This window comes from Acinetobacter sp. NyZ410 (genome assembly GCF_022828975.1).
In the GTDB taxonomy this organism is placed as follows: Bacteria; Pseudomonadota; Gammaproteobacteria; order Pseudomonadales; family Moraxellaceae; genus Acinetobacter; species Acinetobacter guillouiae.
The window spans coordinates 3,572,150-3,595,606 of record NZ_CP094620.1; the positions used below are offsets into that span (position 1 = coordinate 3,572,150).

Annotated in this window: 22 protein-coding genes and 1 tRNA gene; 12 read left to right on the forward strand and 11 right to left on the reverse strand. The window is 39.0% G+C overall.

Translation table 11 applies throughout. The features are described from left to right. Positions 1-101: 101 nt before the first annotated feature. From MTO68_RS16955 to rlmE, 5 genes are all read right to left on the reverse strand, one after another. Positions 102-178 (reverse strand) — tRNA-Met (locus tag MTO68_RS16955). A 220-nt stretch (positions 179-398) separates the two neighbouring features. After that, a complete protein-coding gene (locus tag MTO68_RS16960) occupies positions 399-713 on the reverse strand; it encodes a DUF5713 family protein (RefSeq protein ID WP_004717317.1) in 315 nt (104 codons plus the stop codon). A 158-nt stretch (positions 714-871) separates the two neighbouring features. After that, positions 872-1,726: a dihydropteroate synthase gene (gene folP, locus MTO68_RS16965; protein ID WP_244013564.1), complete on the reverse strand. Its 855-nt coding sequence runs from the start codon at positions 1,724-1,726 to the stop codon at positions 872-874. Positions 1,727-1,857: 131 nt separating this feature from the next. After that, on the reverse strand, positions 1,858-3,747 hold the full coding sequence (gene ftsH / locus MTO68_RS16970; protein WP_004823226.1) for an ATP-dependent zinc metalloprotease FtsH: 1,890 nt from the start codon (positions 3,745-3,747) through the stop codon (positions 1,858-1,860). A gap of 179 nt (positions 3,748-3,926) precedes the next feature. Next, positions 3,927-4,577 (reverse strand): 23S rRNA (uridine(2552)-2'-O)-methyltransferase RlmE, encoded by a 651-nt coding sequence (rlmE, locus tag MTO68_RS16975; protein ID WP_004717323.1) that lies wholly within the window; start codon positions 4,575-4,577, stop codon positions 3,927-3,929. A gap of 198 nt (positions 4,578-4,775) precedes the next feature. Between rlmE and yhbY the strand changes: the two genes are divergently transcribed. Both yhbY and MTO68_RS16985 read left to right on the forward strand, forming a co-directional pair. Further along, the gene (gene yhbY / locus MTO68_RS16980; protein ID WP_004717326.1) at positions 4,776-5,099 is read left to right on the forward strand and encodes a ribosome assembly RNA-binding protein YhbY; all 324 of its coding nucleotides are present in this window, start codon (positions 4,776-4,778) and stop codon (positions 5,097-5,099) included. Between the two features lie 11 nt (positions 5,100-5,110). Then, a complete protein-coding gene (locus tag MTO68_RS16985) occupies positions 5,111-5,650 on the forward strand; it encodes a DOMON-like domain-containing protein (protein WP_244013566.1) in 540 nt (179 codons plus the stop codon). 114 nt (positions 5,651-5,764) lie between these two features. Here the strand turns inward: MTO68_RS16985 and MTO68_RS16990 are convergent, their stop codons facing one another. Further along, a complete protein-coding gene (locus tag MTO68_RS16990; RefSeq protein ID WP_004823229.1) occupies positions 5,765-6,229 on the reverse strand; it encodes a hypothetical protein in 465 nt (154 codons plus the stop codon). A 319-nt stretch (positions 6,230-6,548) separates the two neighbouring features. Here MTO68_RS16990 and carA point away from each other — a divergent pair, with 319 nt between their 5' ends. The 5 genes from carA to MTO68_RS17015 all read left to right on the forward strand — a co-directional run bounded on the left by carA (position 6,549) and on the right by MTO68_RS17015 (position 13,609). Further along, a complete protein-coding gene (gene carA, locus MTO68_RS16995; protein ID WP_004823230.1) occupies positions 6,549-7,688 on the forward strand; it encodes a glutamine-hydrolyzing carbamoyl-phosphate synthase small subunit in 1,140 nt (379 codons plus the stop codon). 14 nt (positions 7,689-7,702) lie between these two features. Further along, complete coding sequence (gene carB / locus MTO68_RS17000; RefSeq protein ID WP_004823231.1) at positions 7,703-10,936, forward strand: carbamoyl-phosphate synthase large subunit; 3,234 nt, start codon at positions 7,703-7,705, stop codon at positions 10,934-10,936. A gap of 92 nt (positions 10,937-11,028) precedes the next feature. After that, positions 11,029-11,505 (forward strand): transcription elongation factor GreA, encoded by a 477-nt coding sequence (gene greA / locus MTO68_RS17005; protein WP_004717337.1) that lies wholly within the window; start codon positions 11,029-11,031, stop codon positions 11,503-11,505. A gap of 450 nt (positions 11,506-11,955) precedes the next feature. Beyond that, a complete protein-coding gene (locus tag MTO68_RS17010; protein WP_244013568.1) occupies positions 11,956-12,840 on the forward strand; it encodes a class I SAM-dependent methyltransferase in 885 nt (294 codons plus the stop codon). Between the two features lie 145 nt (positions 12,841-12,985). Continuing rightward, on the forward strand, positions 12,986-13,609 hold the full coding sequence (locus MTO68_RS17015; RefSeq protein ID WP_154129216.1) for a CatB-related O-acetyltransferase: 624 nt from the start codon (positions 12,986-12,988) through the stop codon (positions 13,607-13,609). An 86-nt stretch (positions 13,610-13,695) separates the two neighbouring features. Here the strand turns inward: MTO68_RS17015 and MTO68_RS17020 are convergent, their stop codons facing one another. Next, on the reverse strand, positions 13,696-15,084 hold the full coding sequence (locus tag MTO68_RS17020) for an amino acid permease (protein ID WP_004823234.1): 1,389 nt from the start codon (positions 15,082-15,084) through the stop codon (positions 13,696-13,698). Between the two features lie 353 nt (positions 15,085-15,437). Between MTO68_RS17020 and fahA the strand changes: the two genes are divergently transcribed. The 4 genes from fahA (at position 15,438) to MTO68_RS17040 (ending at position 19,203) form a co-directional block, all read left to right on the forward strand. Further along, positions 15,438-16,745 (forward strand): fumarylacetoacetase, encoded by a 1,308-nt coding sequence (fahA, locus tag MTO68_RS17025; protein WP_244013570.1) that lies wholly within the window; start codon positions 15,438-15,440, stop codon positions 16,743-16,745. Then, the gene (gene maiA / locus MTO68_RS17030) at positions 16,732-17,364 is read left to right on the forward strand and encodes a maleylacetoacetate isomerase (protein WP_004717351.1); all 633 of its coding nucleotides are present in this window, start codon (positions 16,732-16,734) and stop codon (positions 17,362-17,364) included. The genes fahA and maiA overlap by 14 nt, the downstream gene beginning before the upstream one ends. A gap of 18 nt (positions 17,365-17,382) precedes the next feature. Next, on the forward strand, positions 17,383-17,931 hold the full coding sequence (locus tag MTO68_RS17035) for a VOC family protein (protein WP_244013572.1): 549 nt from the start codon (positions 17,383-17,385) through the stop codon (positions 17,929-17,931). A gap of 492 nt (positions 17,932-18,423) precedes the next feature. Then, positions 18,424-19,203, forward strand: a complete 780-nt coding sequence (locus MTO68_RS17040) for an IclR family transcriptional regulator (protein WP_004823239.1) — start codon at positions 18,424-18,426, stop codon at positions 19,201-19,203. 69 nt (positions 19,204-19,272) lie between these two features. Here the strand turns inward: MTO68_RS17040 and hppD are convergent, their stop codons facing one another. From hppD to MTO68_RS17055, 3 genes are all read right to left on the reverse strand, one after another. After that, positions 19,273-20,328 carry a 4-hydroxyphenylpyruvate dioxygenase gene (gene hppD, locus MTO68_RS17045; protein WP_004717360.1) on the reverse strand — a complete coding sequence of 352 codons (1,056 nt, stop codon included), beginning with the start codon at positions 20,326-20,328 and terminating at the stop codon, positions 19,273-19,275. Positions 20,329-20,587: 259 nt separating this feature from the next. After that, on the reverse strand, positions 20,588-21,352 hold the full coding sequence (locus MTO68_RS17050) for a hypothetical protein (RefSeq protein ID WP_244013573.1): 765 nt from the start codon (positions 21,350-21,352) through the stop codon (positions 20,588-20,590). A gap of 6 nt (positions 21,353-21,358) precedes the next feature. Next, entirely contained in the window at positions 21,359-22,144 is a 786-nt protein-coding gene (locus MTO68_RS17055) for an enoyl-CoA hydratase-related protein (protein ID WP_151956207.1), read from the reverse strand. A 424-nt stretch (positions 22,145-22,568) separates the two neighbouring features. On the opposite strand from MTO68_RS17055, the gene MTO68_RS17060 reads away from it, so the two are divergent. Next, positions 22,569-23,006: a universal stress protein gene (locus tag MTO68_RS17060; protein ID WP_004717364.1), complete on the forward strand. Its 438-nt coding sequence runs from the start codon at positions 22,569-22,571 to the stop codon at positions 23,004-23,006. A gap of 48 nt (positions 23,007-23,054) precedes the next feature. Here the strand turns inward: MTO68_RS17060 and MTO68_RS17065 are convergent, their stop codons facing one another. Further along, a complete protein-coding gene (locus MTO68_RS17065) occupies positions 23,055-23,369 on the reverse strand; it encodes an MGMT family protein (protein WP_244013574.1) in 315 nt (104 codons plus the stop codon). Between the last annotated feature and the right edge of the window lie 88 nt (positions 23,370-23,457).

Here is a 23,457-nt window from a genome sequence, read left to right on the forward strand (position 1 = left end):
TTCTAAATATTCATAGCACGATGATAATTTTTATCTGTATCTAGTGATCTTTTGATGATGCACAAAAAAAGAGACCATGCAGTGAGCATGGTCTATAAAAATGGTGGCTATGACGGGACTTGAACCTGTGACCCCCGCATTATGAGTGCGGTGCTCTAACCAACTGAGCTACATAGCCATAAACTGTGTGCGCATTATCTAAAGTTATCTACCCTACGTCAAGCATTCAAACACACCAATGCTCATACTTTAAGCAATTGATATTTAAATGTTTAAATTTAATACATATTTATGTTTTTATCGAAAAAATCAGCTTAATAAGCAGCATAAATAAGTAAGGAATTAAGCTCTCTCCCCTATTTATCTCTAAAAATCGATAGCAAAAAAAAGAGAGTGGCTTACCACTCTCTATTTGCAACAAGCTCTTCCATTTCAATATCGAGATACCCTTGGTCTTGTACCACCATCATCATTGCTTCAGCAATATAATCAGCTGCAGTACCATCCAAAGAAGAATCAAGATCCTCAAACTGTGGCTTCATTTCATTAATTTCAGTCACAGTCAGTTTTGCCATAGAATAAATTTCTGCATCACTAAAGCTGGTTTTTGCCACTTTTTTAGCAAAATTTTCAATAAGTTGCTTAACCTCAGCAACTAGAATATCTGGATAATATTCATCATCGAACATTGGGAGAAGTAGATCGTTAAACATTGCAACCTAAAATAAAACAGCAATTCACGCGCTTATATAACACAAACCATACAATTCACCAAATTGATCGAGCAATTTAACTGATTAATTTTTCAGATGTAGATGATCTAAATTTTAAAAAAGATCAAACAGTATCAGGAACTATTGATCATTCATCATTAAATTGCAGAGCGCATGGCTTGCCATACTTTAATTGCATCCGACATTGCTTTTACATCATGTGCACGCACCATACACGCGCCTTGTTGAATACTGAGCAAGTGTGCAGTAACACTACCTACAGCACGATGATTGGCATCTGCACCATCTAAAGCTTCACCAATGAAGCGCTTACGAGATAAGGCTGATAAAATTGGATAACCCATGTTGTTCAGTTGATAAAACTCATTGAGAAGCTTTAAATTTTGTTGCGCATTTTTAGCAAAACCAAAACCAGGATCTATCATAATATTTTTAGGCTGAATTCCTGCCTGTAGTGCATCATCTACGCGTTGCTGTAATTCAGCAATTACCTCTTGAGTAACATCTTCATAGTGGTCAAGATGATTCATTGTGGTTGGCTCGCCTCGCATATGCATAATAATCACAGGAATATTAAGCTCTGCAGCAGTCTCTAAGGCATGTGGACGAGTTAAGGCACGGACATCATTCCAAATATGTGCACCTGCTTTAACCGCCTCACGAATGACTTCAGGCTGTGAGGTATCTATTGAAATAATGACATCCAATTTGGCTAATTCAGCAACCACAGGAACAACACGACGTATTTCTTCGGCAATCTCGACTACAGATGCACCCGGGCGTGTAGATTCACCGCCAACATCAATCACTGTCGCACCATCAGCCATCATTTGCTTGGCATAAGCAACAGCTTGATCTTTTTGATCATGCTTCCCACCATCGCTAAATGAATCTGGAGTGACATTCAAGATACCCATGACATGTGCTTGTGATAAATCCAGACTCAAACGCCCACATTGCAAAATTTGCTTGGGTAGTGGCATCAGTTGCATGTCAATTCTCCGTATTCAATTCAGGCTAGTTTAACAATTCAAATCAGTAGCACAGTGATTTTTTTTCATCTGTGAATTTTTTCGTATAAAAAAAGAGCCTCGATTGAGGCTCTTGTTTATTCACTGACTGATCAGGTCGCTGGCAATGGCGGTGGTGTTGATGGACCATCTGTAGGGGTTACATCAAGCACTGGATTTTCAGCCACATAAACCTTAGGTGGCTGAGGATCACGACCTTCCATGATGTCACGGATTTGATCACGATCAATCGTTTCCCACTCCATCAAGGCTTTTACCATTGCATGCGCAATATCTTTGTTATTTTCAAGGATATCACGCGCAACACGATACTGTTCATCTAGGATACGACGTACTTCTTGATCAACCTGTTGTTGGGTTGCTTCAGAAATCGTACGGCTACCGACATTTCCGAAGAAACCATTTTGGTTTTCATCTTCATAGACCATCACGCCCATTTTGTCTGACATACCGTACTTGGTCACCATTGCGCGTGCCATTTTGGTTGCACGTTCAAAGTCGTTAGACGCACCCGTTGACATTTGATCAATGAAAACTTCTTCAGCAATACGACCACCGAATAAGATTGAAAGTTCATTCAACATCTTAGACTTGTAATGGCTGGTTTGATCATGTTCTGGCAACTGCCAAGTTACACCCAAAGCCCAACCACGTGGCATAATTGTTACTTTATGCACAGGGTCAGTCCCTGGAAGAATTTCTGCAACAATGGCATGACCTGCTTCATGATAAGCAGTCGCGCGACGTTCTTCTTCACGGATCACCATCGACTTACGTTCAGGGCCCATGTAGATCTTATCTTTTGCATCTTCAAAGTCATGCATATCGACGGTGTTCTTGTTACGACGAGCAGCAAACAATGCAGCTTCATTGACAAGATTCGCCAATTGCGCACCAGAGAAACCAGGTGTACCACGTGCCAATACTTTAAGATCAACACCTGTTACCGAAGGAAGTTTCTTCAAATGCACTGCCAAGATCTGTTCACGACCTTTAATATCTGGCAGACCCACCATCACTTGACGGTCGAAACGCCCCGGACGAAGTAATGCTTTATCTAGTACATCCGCACGGTTTGTTGCAGCAATGACGATAATCCCTTCATTCCCTTCGAAACCATCCATTTCAACAAGCATTTGGTTGAGTGTTTGTTCACGTTCATCATGACCACCACCTGTACCTGAACCACGATGACGACCAACTGCATCAATCTCATCAATAAAGATGATACATGGTGCATGACGTTTCGCCTGTTCGAACATGTCACGCACACGAGATGCACCCACACCAACGAACATTTCAACGAAGTCAGAACCTGAAATACTAAAGAATGGAACTTTGGCTTCACCAGCAATCGCTTTCGCAAGTAAAGTTTTACCTGTACCTGGAGGACCAACCATCAATACGCCTTTAGGAATTGTTGCACCTAAGCGTTTGAATTTTGCAGGGTCTTTCAAGAAATCAACGATTTCCACAACTTCTTGTTTTGCTTCATCACAACCAGCAACATCGGTAAAGGTCACTTTGATTTGGTCTTCTGAAAGCATTTTTGCTTTAGATTTACCAAAACTCATTGGACCATTTTTACCGCCTGCACCACCACCCATGTTACGCATAAAGAACATGAACAATAAAATAATTAAAAGCACAGGAAAGCTTGCGATGAGAAGTTGCATCAATAAACCTTGACGTTGAGGTGCAGTACCTTCAACAACAACGTTATTTTTGATGAGTGTAGGCATCAATTCAGGATCTTGAACTGCTGGGCGAATACTTTCAAAGTTCGAACCGTTCTTTTTTTCGCCGCTTATTCTTTCACCATCAATTGTGACTTTACTAATTTGACCAGCATTCACCGCTGTGACGAATTCTGAATAATTCATCGCAGAAGGCTTACTGCGGTCACTGAGATTGCTGAAGATTAAGATCAGCACACCCAGTATGACCAGCCACAATACGGCATTTTTGAAGTAATCGCTCAAAGCTTTATTCCCATATATAACTATTTTGATCAGGCTCAATCTTGCTTGATCGTAACAAAAAGCGAGTAATGAATTTCGCAATAAAGGTTAAAAAGGTACAAAATGCACAATTTTTAACAACTTGGCAAGCATTTGTTGGCAATTCATTACGAAGAATGAACATACCTCAAAAACACCAGCTATTGCGAAACTTTTTTACGGCCCTGTCCAATTAAAAAAACTTCTTTTGAACGTGCACGTGAAGCAGCTGGTTTTGCTGTTTTTAACACATCAAAACTATCCACGACTTGCTTTCGGAACTCATCAAAACCAGTTCCTTGGAAAACTTTAACTAAAAACTGCCCTTTTGGTCCAAGAACCTTGTTGGCAAAATCTAATGCAAGTTCACACAAGTAAATCTGGCGAGGTTGATCTACAGCCCTATTACCTGATGTATTGGGGGCCATATCTGAAATTACAACGTCTACAGTGCGTCCATTTAAAATATTTAACAATTTTTCGAAAACTTCTTCTTCTCTAAAGTCACCTTGTAAGAAGGTAACATCAGGTAAAGCATCCATTTCTAAAATATCTGAAGCAATCACTAAACCTTTATCACCGACCAGTTTACCTGCGATTTGCGACCAACTTCCTGGTGCAGCACCCAAGTCCACCACGGTCATCCCTGGTTTAATCATTTTGTGTTTTTCTTGAATTTCAAGAAGTTTATATGCAGCACGAGCGCGGTAACCTTCTTTTTGTGCTTTTTTCACAAAAGGGTCATCTAAATGCTCTCTCATCCACGCACGACTACTTTTGGATAACTTCTGGTTGGTAATGCGTGTAGCCATAACTCTCTTGATCTAAACCGATAACTAACTTCTGATTGTACGTGAAAAAAATTCTCATTGCAGTATTCATATTGATTTAAATCGACAGATATTGATATGTTTTTTTGAATAAGCTTCATCGATTATTTCTACAGAATTTACAGCGTAGTGATATGGCTTTTGTTATACTAAGTCGTTTCTAAAATTAGGTTATCTTTTATGGCGGCTCTATCTATCCAAGAACGTAAACGTTTACGTCAAATCGGACATGCGTTAAACCCTGTTGTAATGCTTGGCGATAAAGGCTTGACTGAAAGTGTCGTTGAAGAATTAAACCGTGCTTTAAATGATCACGAGTTAATTAAAGTCAAGGTTACAGGTGAAGACCGCGAAGCACGTGCTGCAACGATTACTGAAATTGCCAATGTCACTGGTGCTGAAGTTGTTCAAACAATTGGTAAAATTGCATTGCTTTATAAAAAGGCTGCGAAACAAAATCCAAAATTGTCTAATTTAGTTCGCCACGCTCATCTTTCAAATTAAGATTTATTTTCATGGCAAGTTTCGAACTGAATGCATTTGATCGTCGTTTTCAAAGTATCTCCCTAGTTGGTGCGATTGAACAAATTAGCCCATATACGCTCAATGTCGGTTATTGGTTAAGAGATCCCAATCAATTCATAATTTATCCTGAACTGGTTACAGCTAATCCACGTCAGGATTTTCTTTGGGAAAATACCTGTTTTGAGATTTTTATTGGTGTGCAAGGTGAAGATTATTATCGTGAAATTAATCTATCCCCTTCTGAAGCTTGGCAAGCTTACCAATTTGAAGAATATCGTTATCCTGAAAATATGCCACCAGTCGCTGCTTATGATATTGAATTAAATCAGTTAAAGCGCACGCATTATGGATTAAATGTCAGCATAGATCTTAGCGAGTTCATGCTTGCCAATAAATTAAAATGGTCAAACTTATTTTTGGGTTTAAGCGCTGTTTTAAATACCACGCAAGGTCAACATTTCTTTGCCATGCAACACAGTGGCCAACAAGCCGACTTTCACAATAAACGTGATTGGTTACATACATTTTAAAATACGCTTATGTAAACTGTGCTTGAAAATAAAAAAGTGAGGCAACTAGCCTCACTTTTTTATTGCCATTTCTCTTTAAAAATGGCCTTCCTCAAAACATAAGCTTTACATATCTTATTGTTTTGTAGTTACTTTATTCCAAACTTCTAAAGTATGATCTTTTGAACGCTTTAAAGTTTCAGTTAACTGTACTTTATGTTTGCTCGAAATTTGTGAAACATCTTCACGAATTTCTTTACCAACTTCAGTTAACTCTTTCACTAAAATGCTTAATTCTGCTTTTAAGAAATCAGCCAATTCAACCAAATCTTTTTGTGAAGTTGAAAATTGTGATTTGATCACATCAAGACGTTGTACCAAATCTTGTTTAAAGTTTTGTACTTGATCTTGAACTTGCTCAGTTAATTGCTCTGATTCTGCTTCAAGTTTAGTTTTAGTTTCGGTAACCGCTTCAGCAACTTTTTGCTGTGCTTCTTTACCTAACTTCTCTAAATTTTCTGTAGTTTCAGTCACAACTTCTTTCAAAGCCGCAGTCTCTTTTGTTACTTTATTTGTAACAGTTTCTTTAGATATAGTCATATTGATTCCCCCTGGAATGTGAGTCAATAAGATACATTGAAAGGATAAATTTTAGATTTTGATTTGTCTGACAATATTTAAATACTTACAATTTCAAACAATTCACTTTAAAAGCAGAATTAATGCTAAATAGCAAGGTATTTATCTTAGATTATCCCTCGAAATAAAATAGACTTTCGAGAGGCTCATGCGTATAATGCGCTGTTAAGTTACAAGCGAGCAGACAAGAGGAGGGTAGGATTTAGTAAGCCTTCCTTTTTTTTCGTCTACTCGCTTTTTTACAGCCCTATTTTTGTGGTTTTAGTTCAGGAGCTATGGTTTGAGCACCCCCGCCATTTTAGCCCTTGCTGACGGTACTGTTTTTAAAGGTACATCGATCGGCGCTACGGGAAGTACGACTGGTGAAGTCGTTTTTAACACTGCCATGACTGGTTATCAAGAAATTTTGACCGACCCTAGTTATGCACAGCAACTTGTAACTTTAACTTATCCTCATATCGGTAATACTGGTTGTAATGAAGAAGACGCTGAATCAGGTCGAATTCATAAAGTTTGGGCGAATGGTTTAATCATTCGTGACCTACCGTTATTACACAGCAATTTCCGAGCTACTCAGTCTCTTGGCGAATATTTACAACAACATAATGTCGTTGCCATTGCAGATATTGATACTCGTAAATTGACACGTATTTTACGTGACAAAGGCGCACAAAACGGATGCATTCTTGCCGGCGATAATATTACTGAAGAAGAAGCTATTGCAAAAGCACGTGCCTTTGGTGGTCTAGATGGTTTAGACCTTGCGAAAGAATGTTGTGACCCAGAAGGTTTTGAATGGACCGAAGGCTCATGGACATTGGGCCAAGGCTTTTCTCAACCAGAAGCAAAATTTCATGTTGTTGCATACGATTATGGTGTCAAAACCAACATCTTACGTATGCTTGCAGACCGCGGATGTAAATTAACTGTTGTTCCTGCACAAACACCTGCTGAAAAAGTATTGGCGTTAAATCCAGATGGCGTATTTTTGTCAAATGGACCTGGCGATCCAGCAGCATGTGATTATGCAATTGCGGCAGTAAAAACCATTGTTGAAACTACAAACCTACCTGTTTTCGGTATTTGTTTGGGTCATCAAATTCTAGCTTTAGCTTCTGGCGCTAGAACTGTGAAAATGCCACATGGTCACCACGGTGCAAACCATCCTGTACAGAACCTTGAAAATGGTACAGTGATGATTACTTCTCAAAACCATGGCTTCGCAGTAGATGCAGAAACTTTACCTGCAAACCTCAAAGCTACGCATAAATCTTTGTTCGATCAAACCTTACAAGGTATTCATCGTACAGATAAACCTGCGTTTAGCTTCCAAGGTCACCCTGAAGCAAGCCCTGGTCCACATGACTGTGCCCCATTGTTCGATCATTTCATCGAACTTATTGAAGCATCTAAGAAGTAATTAAGGAAGCGATCATGGCTAAACGTACAGACATTAAAAGCATCTTAATTATTGGTGCGGGTCCGATTGTCATCGGGCAAGCATGTGAGTTCGATTACTCAGGTGCGCAAGCATGTAAAGCCCTTCGTGAAGAAGGCTACCGTGTTATTTTGGTGAACTCTAACCCAGCCACCATTATGACTGACCCGACTATGGCAGATGCAACGTATATCGAACCGATTACGTGGCAAACTGTTGCACAAATCATTGAGAAAGAACGCCCAGATGCGGTTCTTCCAACAATGGGTGGTCAAACGGCATTAAACTGTGCATTGGCACTTGATGCCAACGGTATTTTAGAAAAATACAATGTTGAATTGATTGGTGCGACCAAAGAAGCCATCGAAAAAGCGGAAGATCGCAAACTTTTCGATATCGCAATGCGCAAAATTGGTTTGGAATGCCCACGTGCTGATGTTGCAGAAAGCATGGAACATGCGCTTGAAATTCAAGCCCGTTTCGGCTTCCCTGTGATTATCCGCCCATCATTTACAATGGGTGGTTCAGGTGGTGGTATCGCCTATAACAAAGAAGAATTCATTGAAATCTGTGAACGCGGTTTCGATCTTTCTCCAACCAAACAATTATTGATTGATGAATCATTAATTGGCTGGAAAGAATATGAAATGGAAGTTGTTCGTGATAAAAACGACAACTGTATCATTGTATGTACCATTGAAAACTTCGATCCAATGGGTGTGCATACAGGTGACTCCATTACTGTTGCACCTGCACAAACTCTGACAGATAAAGAGTTCCAATTACTGCGTAATGCTTCTTTAGCAGTGCTACGTGAAATTGGTGTAGAGACAGGCGGATCAAACGTTCAGTTCGGTATCAACCCGAAAGATGGCCGTATGGTTGTGATCGAGATGAACCCTCGTGTATCTCGTTCTTCTGCGCTTGCGTCTAAAGCAACAGGTTTCCCTATTGCCAAAATTGCAGCAAAACTTGCAGTGGGCTATACCCTTGATGAATTGAAAAATGACATCACTGGTGGAACAACACCTGCATCGTTTGAACCTGCAATCGACTATGTTGTAACCAAGATTCCTCGCTTTAACTTCGAGAAATTCCCACAAGCTGATGCAACACTCACAACACAGATGAAATCTGTGGGTGAAGTCATGGCAATTGGTCGTAACTTCCAAGAATCTGTACAAAAGGCACTTCGTGGTCTTGAAGTCGGTGCTTGTGGTTTCGATGAGAAAATTGCGGTGGGTACTGAAGGCGCGAAAGATAAAATCTTGGTAGAGCTTAAAGTGCCAGGTCCTGAGCGTATTTGGTATGTTGCTGACGCATTCCGTCATGGCTTCACATTAGATGAAGTATTTGCTGCAACCAATATTGATCGTTGGTTCTTGATTCAAATCCAAGACATCATTCAGTCTGAAGAGCAAATCAAAACTTTAGGTTTTGGTGATTTGAACGCTGACAATATCCGTGCATTTAAACGTAAAGGCTTATCTGATTTACGTATTGCAGACTTGATGGGTATTTCGCAGAAGCAATTCCGTAAGCACCGTTGGAACTTGGGTGTATACCCTGTTTACAAACGTGTAGATACCTGTGCAGCTGAGTTTGAGTCAGATACTGCTTACATGTACTCAACTTATGATGACGAATGTGAGGCGAATCCATCTAACCGTGACAAGATCATGGTGATCGGTGGTGGTCCTAACCGTATTGGTCAAGGGATCGAGTTCGATTATTGCTGTGTTCACGCTGCCCTTGCAATGCGTGAAGATGGTTATGAAACCATTATGGTTAACTGTAACCCTGAAACGGTTTCAACTGACTATGACACATCTGATCGTTTGTACTTTGAACCGATCACTTTAGAAGACGTTTTAGAAATCGTACGTACAGAAAAACCCAAAGGGATTATCGTACAGTACGGCGGTCAAACACCTTTGAAATTGGCTCGTGCTTTAGAAGAAGCAGGCGCACCAATTATCGGTACGTCTCCAGATGCGATTGACCGTGCAGAAGATCGTGAACGTTTCCAACAGATGATTCAACGTTTGAATCTTCGTCAACCAAGCAACAGCATTGTTAAATCTGCTGAAGAAGGTATGGCTGAAGCATCTAAAGTGGGTTATCCGTTGGTTGTACGTCCATCTTATGTTCTTGGTGGTCGTGCGATGGAAATCGTATACAACGACGACGAACTTAAACGTTACTTGCGTGATGCTGTACAAGCGTCTAACGAAGCACCTGTACTGCTTGACCATTTCCTTGATGATGCAACAGAAGTCGATGTTGACTGTGTATCTGACGGCAAAGATGTGGTGATCGGCGGTATTATGCAGCATATCGAACAAGCGGGTATTCACTCAGGTGACTCAGCATGTTCAATTCCGCCTTACTCTCTTTCTACAGAGATTCAGGATGAAATGCGTCGTCAAACCGTTGCTATGGCGAAAGAGCTTGGTGTGATTGGCTTGATGAACGTACAGTTTGCTGTTAAAGGCAATGACGTTTATATTCTTGAAGTGAATCCACGTGCGTCTCGTACAGTACCGTTCGTTTCTAAATGTATCGGCGAATCATTAGCAAAAGTTGCAGCACGTTGTATGGCGGGTCAATCTTTAGAATCTCAAGGATTCACAAAAGAAATTATCCCAACGCATTTTGCTGTGAAAGAAGCAGTATTCCCGTTCAACAAATTCCCAGGTGTAGACCCGATCCTTGGACCAGAAATGAAATCTACTGGTGAAGTGATGGGTGTTGGTACAACTTTTGGTGAAGCTTTCTATAAAGCTGTGTTAGGCTCTAATGATCGCTTACCGGGTAAACCAACTGAAGGTGAAGTGAAGCACGTATTTATTTCAGTACGTCATTCAGATAAACCTCGTGCCGCGGGTATTGCGAAACAATTGGTTGATTTAGGCTTCAAAATTATCGCAACTGGCGGTACTTATGATGTCATTAAAGACGCTGGTATTGAATGTGAACGTGTGAATAAAGTAACAGAAGGTCGCCCAAATATTGTCGACCGCTTGAAAAATGGCGAGATTCACCTCATTATCAATACTACAGAAGGTAAACAAGCTCAGCAGGATTCATTCTCAATCCGTCGCTCTGCGCTTCAAGGTAAAGTGTATTACACAACAACCTTGAATGGTGCTGATGCTGTATGCCAAGCTTTAGCAATTAAATTGCCAATGGATGTATATCGCTTGCAAGATTTGCAAACACTAGGTTAATTCGTTTCCGATAAGTCCCGCCATCTTATCGGTGGCGGGCTTTTTTCATTTTATAAACCTGTATTTTTAAAATACTGAACTGAGGGACAACAATGCAACGTTATCCTATGACTCCTGAAGGCAAGGTCGCCTTAGAGAAAGAATTGCAACAGCTAAAATCTGTTGATCGTCCACGTATTATTGCTGCAATTGCAGAAGCACGTGAACATGGGGATTTAAAAGAAAACGCAGAATACCATGCAGCGCGCGAGCAACAAGGTTTTTGTGAAGGTCGTATTCAAGACATCGAAGGTAAACTTGGTGCTTGCCAAGTCATTGATGTTAAAGGACTCGAACAAACAGGTCGTGTGGTTTTTGGTGTGACAGTAACCATTGAGAATTTGGATACTGAAGAAAAGAAAACCTATAAAATTGTAGGTGATGATGAAGCTGACTTTAAGATCAATAAGATCTCAGTGAACTCACCTATTGCGCGTGGTCTTCTTGGTAAGAATGAAGGCGACGAAGCCAAAATCACCACACCACAGGGTGAAGTGGAATATGAAGTGGTAAGTGTTGAATATATTTAACACATACTAGGGCTGATGATTCAGCCCTTTTTATTGGGCTAAATATATAAAATGAATAACAAAAACGAATCACTTGTATATTCGGTCATCAATCATTGACTAAGACAAACAGACTCAAAATATTTTGTGTCAAAAACTCAAGATATATAGTCAAACCACCTCATTATTAATACAAGTGAAGGGTGACTATAGATAAAAAAATTTAAAAACAGTCAGATCAGAATAACCCTGCATTCACCTAGAAAATAACACTGATCGCATATCCATTTAATCAACATCAAGCATCATCCATACATCGCTCAGATCTTGCGCCAAGCTAAATAAGATGCCTCAGCCATATAGACACCAAGAAAACTAGCAATTATCACCAACTGTTCAAAGTAAATTGCCATTGTTAAATATTTTCTATGCATTACATTGAGGAAAAATTAAAATTCATTGAGGACGAGGATGAAAGCAGGACGAGCAAGTAAAACTGCTGAAGCGGCAGCAGCAATTAGGGCCAATCACCATTTAAATGCCAACGATCCAGTATTCTCTGACCCTTATGCATTTGAAATGACCAATTCACAATGGCGCTTACTTTTAAATAACGCCCTTCTACGTAAAGCGTTAAATTCCAATTTGATGAATCAAACTTTTGGTAAATTGACTGGACAAGTGGTTGGACGTTCTCGCTATACAGAAGATCTTTTAAAGCAAGCGATTGAACATGATCATATTCAACAGTATGTATTGGTTGGCGCTGGTCTAGACTCTTTTGTATTACGCTTGGCCCAGCAATACCCTCAACTCAAAATATTTGAAATTGATCATCCTGATACACAAAGAACCAAATTAGAAAAATTAAAAAAGCTCAGTAATACAGGTGAGCTCCCAAGCAATGTGGAATTTGTAGGGATTGATTTTGAAAAAGAAAAACTGTCTGATGCTTTGGCGCGTAGTGGATTTCAAAGCACCCAAGCCGCATTTTTTTCATGGCTGGGCACAACCCATTATTTAACCCCACAAGCAACCCTAGCAACCTTACACAACATTGCATCCTTTACTGGCAAAAATAGCCAAGTCGTGATGGATTATTCGATTGATTATAAAGCCTTACAAGGTATTGAGCGTTTGGGTAGCTTCGCAGTGTCACAGTTTACCCGTTTCTTAAAAGAGCCTTTGATTGGTGCGTTTGCTTCGCAAGCATTGCATCATGCAGTTGAAATGATGGGTTATCAGGTGGTTGAAGATTTATCAGGAAAAGACATTACCCATCGTTACTTTAACCATCGTGCTGATCATATTCGTCATACCCATGCCACGCATTTGATCCATTTAAAAATAGGTTAATACTTGAATACCAGCCAAGGAATAGCTGAAGAATTGATGTTTAAACCCAATACACTGAATATTTTTTAATTGCTGATCAAGATCTAAGTTCAATCTAAGGTTACAATGCGCGCTCTAGCCTTTGCACTTAAGCTTTTGTACTCCCATGACTGACGCTATTCACTCCCCCGTAAAACACTGGTGCGAATTTGAGTTTATTTCTAAGACTGTGAAAAATCCCAATATTCATATTAAAGGAAATTATTCTTATTATTCGGCATATTGGGATCAGGGGTTTGAACGTTGCGTGGTGCGTTATTTGCATGATAAGCCATCAACTGTAGAGAAACCAATTGACCAGTTATATATTGGTAACTTTGTTTGTTTTGGGGCGGAATGTGTGATCATGATGGGTGGCAATCAATTACATCGCCCTGACTGGATTTCTACATTTCCTTTTGATACCCGTAGCTTTTTACCCGCTGGGGATACGGTGATTGGCGATGGTTGTTGGATTGGCAGTCGTGCCATGATTATGCAAGGGGTAACGCTAGGTGAAGGTGCCATCGTTGCTACAGGTGCAGTCGTCACTCAAGACGTGCCAGCGTATGCAATTGTCGGTGGTGTACCGGCAAAACTCATTAAATATCGGTTTTCTCAGGATCAGATTGAAAAATTACAGTCAGTTAAATTGTATGATTTAGATGAAAAGCAGATTTTAAAAATTCGTGAACAATTACAAGGCGATGATATCAATCAATTGATTGAGTTTTTAAAAGCAGCAGAATAATTTCCTCGGTATAGGTTAATAATCAAACAGAAAGCAAAAAGGGCTAAATATCAATTTAGCCCTTTTGCAAAGATTAAAATCTTTTGCTATACATCAGAATTTAACACAACATTTTGCTGTGCATTTTTTAACTTTCGTTGTTTCAGATAATAAGCAAGCATCAAACAAAGAATCCATGCTGGAATCATCATTACCGCAATACGCATATTCTCGGTGAATGACATTACCACCAGAATACCCAACATAAAGATAATGCAAAGATAATTACTGAATGGATAAGCAATACTTGGAAACTTGGTGGTCTGCCCTTGTGTTTGCATGGCTTTACGGAACTTTAAATGCGTCCATGAAATGACCACCCAGTTAATCACAATTGCAGCAACCACCAACATCATCAATAAACCAAATGCTTTTTCTGGAAATGCATAATTGAGTAGTACACATAAAACTGTGACAAAAGCTGAAACATAGACTGCATTGGTTGGAATACCACGCTTATTAATATGCTTAAGGAACTTCGGTGCATTACCCTGTTGCGCCAAACCAAGTAACATCCGACTACTACAATAACTGGTCCCGTTATACACCGAAACAGCTGCAGTAAGGATGACAAAATTCAGTAAGGTCGCAACACCATGACTATCCAGTGAAGCAAATACCATTACAAATGGACTACCGCCTTCTGCCATTTGGTTCCATGGAAAAAGTGCAAATAAGATAAACAGTGTTGCAATATAGAAAATCAAAATACGGTAAATAATTTGATTGACTGCTTTAGGCAGAGTTTTATCAGGATCACGCGCTTCTGCTGCGGTAATACCAAATAGCTCAATCCCACCAAAGGCAAAAATAATCACAGCCATTGCCATGACTAAACCTTCCACACCAAATGGGAAAAACCCGCCCAATGCCCAAAGGTTACTAATGCTTGCCTGTGGCCCTGCTGTACCTGTTGCAAGTAAGTAGGAACCAAAGCCGATCATGGCTAAGATTGCCAAAATTTTGACGATAGAGAACCAAAACTCCATTTCGCCAAAAAATTTAACATGCAATAAGTTGATACCGTTGATTAAAACAAAAAACACCAATGCTGAAATCCAAGTCGGAATTTCAGGCCACCAATATTGAATATAAAGACCAATTGCGCTCAGCTCTGCCATACATACCAAAACATTGAGTACCCAATAATTCCAGCCAGACATAAAACCTGCAAATGAGCCCCAGTATTTGTAGGCAAAGTGACTAAATGAACCACTGACCGGTTCTTGAACCACCATTTCACCTAACTGTCGCATCATTAAAAACGCAATAAATCCAGCAATCGCATAACCGAGTATGACTGAAGGACCTGCAAGCTTAATCGATTGCGAAATACCCAGAAACAATCCTGTACCAATAGCACCACCTAGCGCGATAAGCTGGATGTGCCGATTGCTTAAACCATGTTTCAGGTTTCCTTGCTCATGTTTTGACATATGATTATTCTCATCCTTGTCTCGTAATTTTTGTATTCAAAATTACGTATATCATAAGTTAATCAAAAATGCCTATATCTAATCGAAAAATAATTGATTTACTTTTCTCATAACCGCGCATATAAGCAGAAAATTCAACAAATAACAATTATTATGAATTGTGTAATTAAATTATGTATTGCGTAATCAAATATTTTCAGTATGATAGAAATGATAAGACACTGACAGCTTGCTTGAGTCATTTGAACAAGGCATCTAAGTAACTTTATATTTATTTGTTTTTCAAACACTTAAGAAAATATATTAAAGATTTTGATCACCCCTAACAAAATTAAAGATAAGGAAAGCAAATCATGAGCTCACATTTAACTTGTTTTCTTGAAATCGACTCACAATCAGATTTCACAATACATAATTTGCCCTACGGTATTTTTAGTGAAACACCCCAAGGCACCAAACGAGTAGGTGTTGCCATTGGAGATTGGGTCATAGACCTTGCCCACTTAGAGGCACATGGACTATTAGCGATCAATGGACATCAAGATTGTTTTAATCAAGCGACTCTGAATAAATTTATAGAAACGGGTAAACACAACTGGCAAAAGGTTCGTACGACATTACAAAGTCTACTCTCTGCTGAAAATCCAACACTTCGTGATGATGTGGTTTTACGCCAAAACGCATTGTTTAAGCAAAATACAGTCACTTTACACTTACCTATTCAAGTCTCTGGCTATACAGATTTCTACTCGTCCAAAGAACACGCCACCAATGTCGGAACCATGTTTAGAGATCCTAAGAATGCGTTGCTTCCAAACTGGAGCGAACTTCCTGTGGGATATAATGGTCGTGCAAGCTCTGTGATTGTCAGTGGCAAAGATATTGTTCGCCCTTCTGGGCAAATCAAATTACCAGATCAAGAACGTCCTGTTTTCTCTGCAACACGTAAACTCGATTTTGAATTAGAAACCGCCTTTATCGTTGGTAAAGCAACTGAATTGGGTGAGCCTATCGCGATTACAGATGCTTGGGAGCATATTTTTGGTATGGTTTTGCTCAATGACTGGTCGGCACGTGATATTCAACAATGGGAATACGTACCATTAGGCCCGTTTAACGCCAAGACTTTTGCAAGTGCAATTTCACCTTGGGTAGTAACCATGCAAGCACTGGAACCATTTAAAGTCAAAGGTCCAGAACAACAGCCTAAACCACTTTGCTATTTAGAAGAAAATATTGCCAACAGCTATGATATTCATCTCAGTATTGAAGTTCAAAGCCCTCAATCAGCACAAGCTGATGTGATTTGCCAGACCAACTTTAAATATATGTATTGGTCAATGGCACAGCAACTCACCCACCACACGATTGCCGGTTGCAATGTCCAAGTCGGTGACTTGATGGGTTCAGGCACAATTTCAGGCCCTACAGAAGATGCTTATGGTAGTTTGCTTGAACTGACATGGAATACCACCAAACCGCTCACCCTCTCGAATGGCGAAAAACGTGGTTTCTTACAAGATGGTGACCGTGTTGTGATGAAAGGCTATTGTGAAAAAGCAGGGATCCGAGTGGGCTTTGGTGAGGTTGCCAATAGCATTTTGCCAGCTCGCCAGTTTAACTTTCATCAAACAGAAGACTTGAGCTATGAAACTGTATAGTTATTTTCGTAGCTCTGCAGCTTATCGAGTTCGAATTGCACTGAACCTCAAACAACTGAGTTATGAAATACAGCCCGTGCATTTGGTCAAGAATGAGCAACTGCTAGAGCGTTACCAAGCACTTAATCCAAGTCAGTGTGTTCCAACTTTAGTGGATGAAGATCAAAGCTTTTTACAGTCACTCAGTATTTTGGAATATCTGGAAGAACGTTATCCAGCAATTTCATTGTTGCCTGACAATATCGTCACGCGCAGTAAAGTACGTGCTTTTGCACAAGCGATCGCCTGCGATATTCATCCGTTAAATAATTTAAGAGTCTTAAAGTATTTACAAAATGATCTCAGTCTTAGTGACGAGCAAAAAAAACACTGGTACCAACACTGGATCATAGCGGGCTTTAACAGCTTAGAAGCCCAACTACAAGATTCAAATGGGCAATTCTGTTTTGGTACACAACCGACATTTGCAGACTGTTGTTTGATTCCTCAAGTCTATAACGCCAAACGCTTTAAAATTGATTTAAGCGCTTTTGCAAAGATTGAGTCAATTAGTCAACACTGTTTAACCCTTCCTGCTTTCTTCAATGCAGCCCCAGAACAACAACCAGATTGGGAATAAAGATAAAGGAGTTTTATCATGAGCTTTGCGATTAAAAAAATTCACCATGTGGCTTATCGTTGTAAAGATGCCAAAGAAACCGTGGAATGGTATAAAAAAATGCTCAATATGAATTTTATTTTGGCCTTTGCTGAAGACCATGTGCCTTCGACCAAAGCCTTTGATCCGTATATGCATTTATTCTTAGATGCTGGACAAGGCAATGTATTGGCATTTTTTGAACTGCCTACTCAACCCGATATGGGGCGTGATGAAAATACCCCTCAATGGGTTCAACATATCGCATTTGAAGTCGAAGACCTCGATACGTTATTGATTGCAAAAGAACATCTTGAAACACAGGGTGTTAAAGTTCTTGGTGTCACCAACCATGGCATTTTCCACTCGATTTATTTCTTTGACCCCAATGGTCATCGTTTAGAACTGACCTATAACGATGTGCATGCAGATGCAAAAATTGCACGAATTACCGAAGAAATGAAATTAGAAATGCTGGAAGAGTGGAGCCGTACCAAACGTGCGCCTCAGCATACTCATTTTTTGCATGAAGACGAATTGGGAGCATAATCATGCTCAATTGAGTATATCTGGGTGCCAAAGCCAACTGAGTACTTACTCAGTTTATTAATCGAATGATTCGTGATTTGGCATCCTAGATCTAGTTGAACACGATATTAAGCAGCTTTAATGGCACACAATGCTCGTTTTGCTGGAGCTTATGTAACCTTCAACTAACAACAGCCATCAGCATTTAAAATATTGCTGTGGGACAATGCTAGAACTCATCAGTATTGAAGCGTTGTGACTCCAATACCGTTTTTTATCGGCTCAACTTTAATGGTCTAGACCTTTTGATGATGTCCTGTTGTTTAATAAATCATATGCAGCACTACAAAAACAATTGTATGCTGATAACATTCATTGAGACTCTGTTGAGATTTCATTTAAAAAGATAAGTTCTATTTTGTACAATGCTCAGGCACTATGTGTTAAATATGTAAATCAAATATCGACAGCACATCAACACTGCTAGATCGTATGCAGATTAAGGGTTATTCAATGATTGAAGAAAAGTTGTCTGGTGGGGTTCAATCACTTGAGGTGGGCTTAGCCGTTCTCAATGCCCTTTTGGAACATAATAAGCCGATTATTTTAAAAGAGCTGTCGAGTAAACTTGATATGCATCCAGCCAAGGTACACCGTTATCTTGTCAGTCTAATTCGGATGAATTATGCAAAACAACTTGAAGATGGTCAGTATGCGCTTGGTGATCAAGCTTGGCGTTTAGGTTTAAACTGTATCCAACACACCGATGTTTTACAGCTTGTTCAGCATCTTATTTATGAACTACAAAGTAAAATTGGTTGCGGGATTCAAATCAGCAAATGGTCACCTAAAGGCCCATTAGTTGTACAGTCGATTGAATCAAATCATCCGATTTCAATTGTGACCAAAGTCGGTTCGATCATGCCTTTAGTCAATTCAGCTGCTGGGCGGGTTTTTGCCTCCTATTTACCTGAAGCGCTAATCAAACCATTGATGCACGCCGAATGGGAAAAAGCAACACTGAACCATAGTCAGGTCAAACCCACCAACTGGGACGAATTTCTTGTTTTAAAAGAAAATACTTTACAGCAAGGTATGGCAATTGCCCAAGGTGACTTACTTGTTGGTATCAATGCTGTGGGTTTACCTATTTTCAATGCGCATCTTGCAATGGAATTTTGTATTGTTGCATTAGACAGTGAAATGTTTTTACCAGTCAACGCGGGTAGTGAAAAACTTGAACTATTTAAACGTGAAGTTGCTGCGATGAATCAATACATACAAACACGCTAATTTTTTAGTGAAAGATCGCAAAAAGCCAAGAATTTAATTCTTGGCTTTTTTCTATTGAGTACGATTTTGTTATTTGGCTTCTAATACACCACGGCGGATTTGGTCACGTTCAATTGATTCAAACAATGCCTTAAAGTTGCCCTCACCAAAACCATCATCGTCTTTACGTTGGATAAATTCAAAGAATACAGGTCCAAGCATATTTTCAGAGAAAATCTGTAATAACAGTTTTTTCTGACCGTCTTTGGTATTGCCATCTAACAGAATACCGCGCTTTTGCAGCTCTTCTGTCGGTTCACCATGATCAGGTAAACGATCTTTTAACATTTCATAATAAGTTTCAGGAGGTGCCGTCATAAATTTCAGCCCTAAACCTTTTAACTTATCCCATGTTGAAATTAAGTCATCGGTAATAAAAGCAATATGTTGAATGCCTTCACCATTAAAGTCAGCCAAAAACTCGGCGATTTGCCCATTGCCTTTGTCTGAGTCTTCATTCAAAGGAATACGAATCATCCCATCAGGTGCAGTCAGCGCCTTAGAAGTTAAACCCGTATATTCACCTTTGATATCGAAATAGCGAATTTCTTGGAAGTTAAAGATTTTTTCATAGAAATTTGCCCAATAATCCATGCGTCCTTTATAGACATTATGGGTTAAATGATCAATTTCATTTAAACCAGCTCCACGTGGATTTCGATTTTCGTCATCAAAGAATACAAAATCATTTTCATAAATATCACGATCGACCAAGAAAATTGGCATACCGCCTATTCCTTTAATCGCTGGGATATTTAATTCCATTGGTCCTGCTTGCGAATACATTGGCTCTGCGCCAAGTTCAATTGCATTTTTAAAAGCTTTAGCTGCATCACGCGTTCTAAAACCCATTGCACATGCTGATGGGCCATGTTCTTTAAAGAAGAATGATGCATAAGATTCAGGTTGATAATTCAAGATAATATTAATATTACCCTGACGCCATAAATAAACTTTTTTTGATTTATGCTTTGCGACTTTAGCAAAACCAATTGCTTCAAAGATTTGATCTAATCCATTTTCCGTCGAAACAAACTCAATAAAAGCAAAGCCACATAGTTCTAATGGGTTATCTAAAATATCCATCTAGTTTCCCTTATTTGAATAAATTCATCCGTTTTTTAATGCCGAGAAAAGATCACAGGTATTTAGGTCAATCGACAAAATATCCTGATTTGAACTCTTCCTTTCCATAATTTAGTCCATGTAAAGCGCTAACCTTGAGCTGCATTTACACTGACGCTTAACTCTAAATTTATCCTACAAGAAAGCTTTAATTTATGCAATACATAATCAAATTATGTTATGTGTAATTTTATTTCTTATTCTAATAACGTCGAGCATACTATTTTCGCGCAAATAGCATTACATTATTATGATACTTTTCTACTAGCTTTGATGTTTCAGGTTGAAACGCTTCCCAACTTAAATCGTTATAATTCAATATCCATTGATAATACGTTTTCCCAATGTTCTTAAACTCAATGGATAAATTTGAACTACTTTCATCATGGCAATCTGTTGAGTTTTCATATTCCTCTTGAGAAAAACACGCTCGAATCCGCTCATAAGAATGAAAAGGTGTATCAGCCAGAGCCAGTTTATATACACCATTCGGCTCTAACATGACAAAGTCTGCAATCTCTTCCAATCGCCCACCGCCTGAATAACTCACGCTCCAGCGCTTTACCACAGCAATAGCGAACTTTTGACGATTTAAAGGATAAAATGCTGGATAAATACGAATACCATCACTACTTAACACTTCATCCATAGGACTTTTACTATGGTGTTGATAATGCTTGAAATTCCAAGAATTCAGCATGACATACTGATTATTTTCTTTTACGAATTCAATTAATTGAGGTGTTTTATCTATTATATATAAGCGATTATCTTTAATGGTTTTCTTTTTCCAAACCTCTGCATTGTTAGTACAGCTTATTTTTAATGCTTGGTAAATGTGCGTGACTTGAGCTGTTTCAGTATTCATTTTAACCCATGGAATTGCTTTGATTTGATCCGCAATTGCCTGCTGTGAGAAAAACAAGAGTCCAGCGTACATCATCCATTTTAATGTCTTGATCGATTGCATCTTAAGGATAAACATCGTTATTTATCGTCCTTTAAAATTTGGCTTATCTTTCATTAAAAAAGCGCGAACACCTTCTAAAAAATCTGCTGACTGCCCTGCCTGTCTTTGCAAATCCTGCTCAACTTTAACTTGGCTAGTAAAATCATTTTGCATGCTGACCCGCATCGCTTGTTTAATCAAGGCAAAACTCAGGCTGGCTTGGGTTGCCAAATACTCGGCTAAAGTAACAACCTCTATCTGTAACTGATCATCTTCTACCACTTTATAAATCATTCCCAATCGTTCCGCTTCATCTGCACTGATTTTTTCGGCAGTCAGCATCAACGCTTTGGCTTTGGCAAAGCCGATCATACGCGGCAATAACCAAGTTGCACCACAGTCTGGAATTAAGCCAATTTTGCTAAAAATTTGTGAAAAGCTTGCAGACTTTGCCGCAATCACGATATCACATAACAAGACCAGGCTCGCTCCCGCACCAGCTGCAACGCCATTTACAGCACAGATAATCACTTTTGGTAGTGTATTGATGAGCGCTAATAAGGGATTAAAGTATTTTTCCAAGACCAAACCCAAGTCTATAGCACCACCACCAAATAAATCTGGGCTTATCGCCTGACCTGCACAAAATGCTTTTCCAATCGCAGCAATCACAATAATGCGGATTTCGGTATCATCTTTCCATTGTGTTAAGACCTCTACAATTTCAAGGCACATTTGCGGTGTAAAGCTATTGAATTGTTCAGGTCGATTTAAGCTCAAATATCCAACTGCATTTTTTTCTTCGACTATAATTGTTTGATATTCCATTGTCTTTTCCTTTTAATCCATGGTTTAAATTGTAATGTCCTATTATTTTCAGTATGTATATTTAAAACATTTTAAAGGAAGAACTGGATTTACAATTTGCCAATTGTTTCATTCAGCCTCTATATTTTCTCAATTGTGTATGGCTTTTGTTTAAACAATTTAAAGCTTGATTTTGATCATGCTTGATTGCATCTCGATCTTTATTTTATTGATTGATTTATCTTTTTATTCAGCTGCATTTGCAAGTAAAAAAACGATGTAACTTGATGCCAATGCTTTTAATTAAATTTATGATATTTATATGAATTATCCCTACACATTTACTCGGTTTTATTCATCTCATATTCACGTTATGATGACTTTATAGACTTAGAATTGTAATAAATATTCAACTCAGCTTTTCGGTAAAATAAGGAAAAAAGACATGGCTTATCAAAACATCCTCGTTCCTGTTGATGGTTCAGAAACTTCATTATCTGTTGTGAAACATGCGGTTGAATTTGCCAAAGCATTTAACAGTAAAATCACGGTTGTACAGGTGATGACTTTAGACCCTTATATTGCATCAGAATATTTGGCACATGGTCAAAGCAATATGCTGATTGAACGTGCTCGTGAATTTATTCAATCCAATATCAATGTGGCAAAAGATCAATTTGCCGCAGAAGGTGTGCAAGTTGAAACACGTTTACTCGAAGGTGAAAATATTGCACATACCTTAAATCAAGCTGTGCAGGATTTAAAAATTGATTTGGTCATCCTCAGTTCACATGGTCGTACCGGACTGAAAAAAATTATTATGGGCAGCGTAGCGCAAAGCTTATTAACTGAATTACAAATCCCTGTTTTAGTAATTAAATAATTTTCACCACTTGTTTTAAAGATTCCTCACTATCTTTATAGTGAGGAACTAAGGTACCCATTGATACTTTTTTAGATTTATTTTGCCATCAATAACCACAACTTCCTCAGCCATTAACTTTGCAGTCTGAATACACATTCCCTTTTCATCCAGCTTTTTTAAGCTGATTCGGCCTTGTGAATTAACCACGCGATACCAAGGGATATCATGATCTTCAGGTAACTGTCCCAATACACGCCCAACCAACCGTGCATGTTTGGGTAAGCCTGCATATTTGGCAACTTGACCATAACTGGCAACTTTACCTTGGGGAATTTGTATGATGACATTTAAAATCATCTGAGCGAGTTCATGATTTGACATTTTTTAGATCAATCAAGTAATAAAAAATAATATTCATAATCATCTTGGCAAACAGCGTTAAATTGACTTTGAAAATAGGCTTTAAACA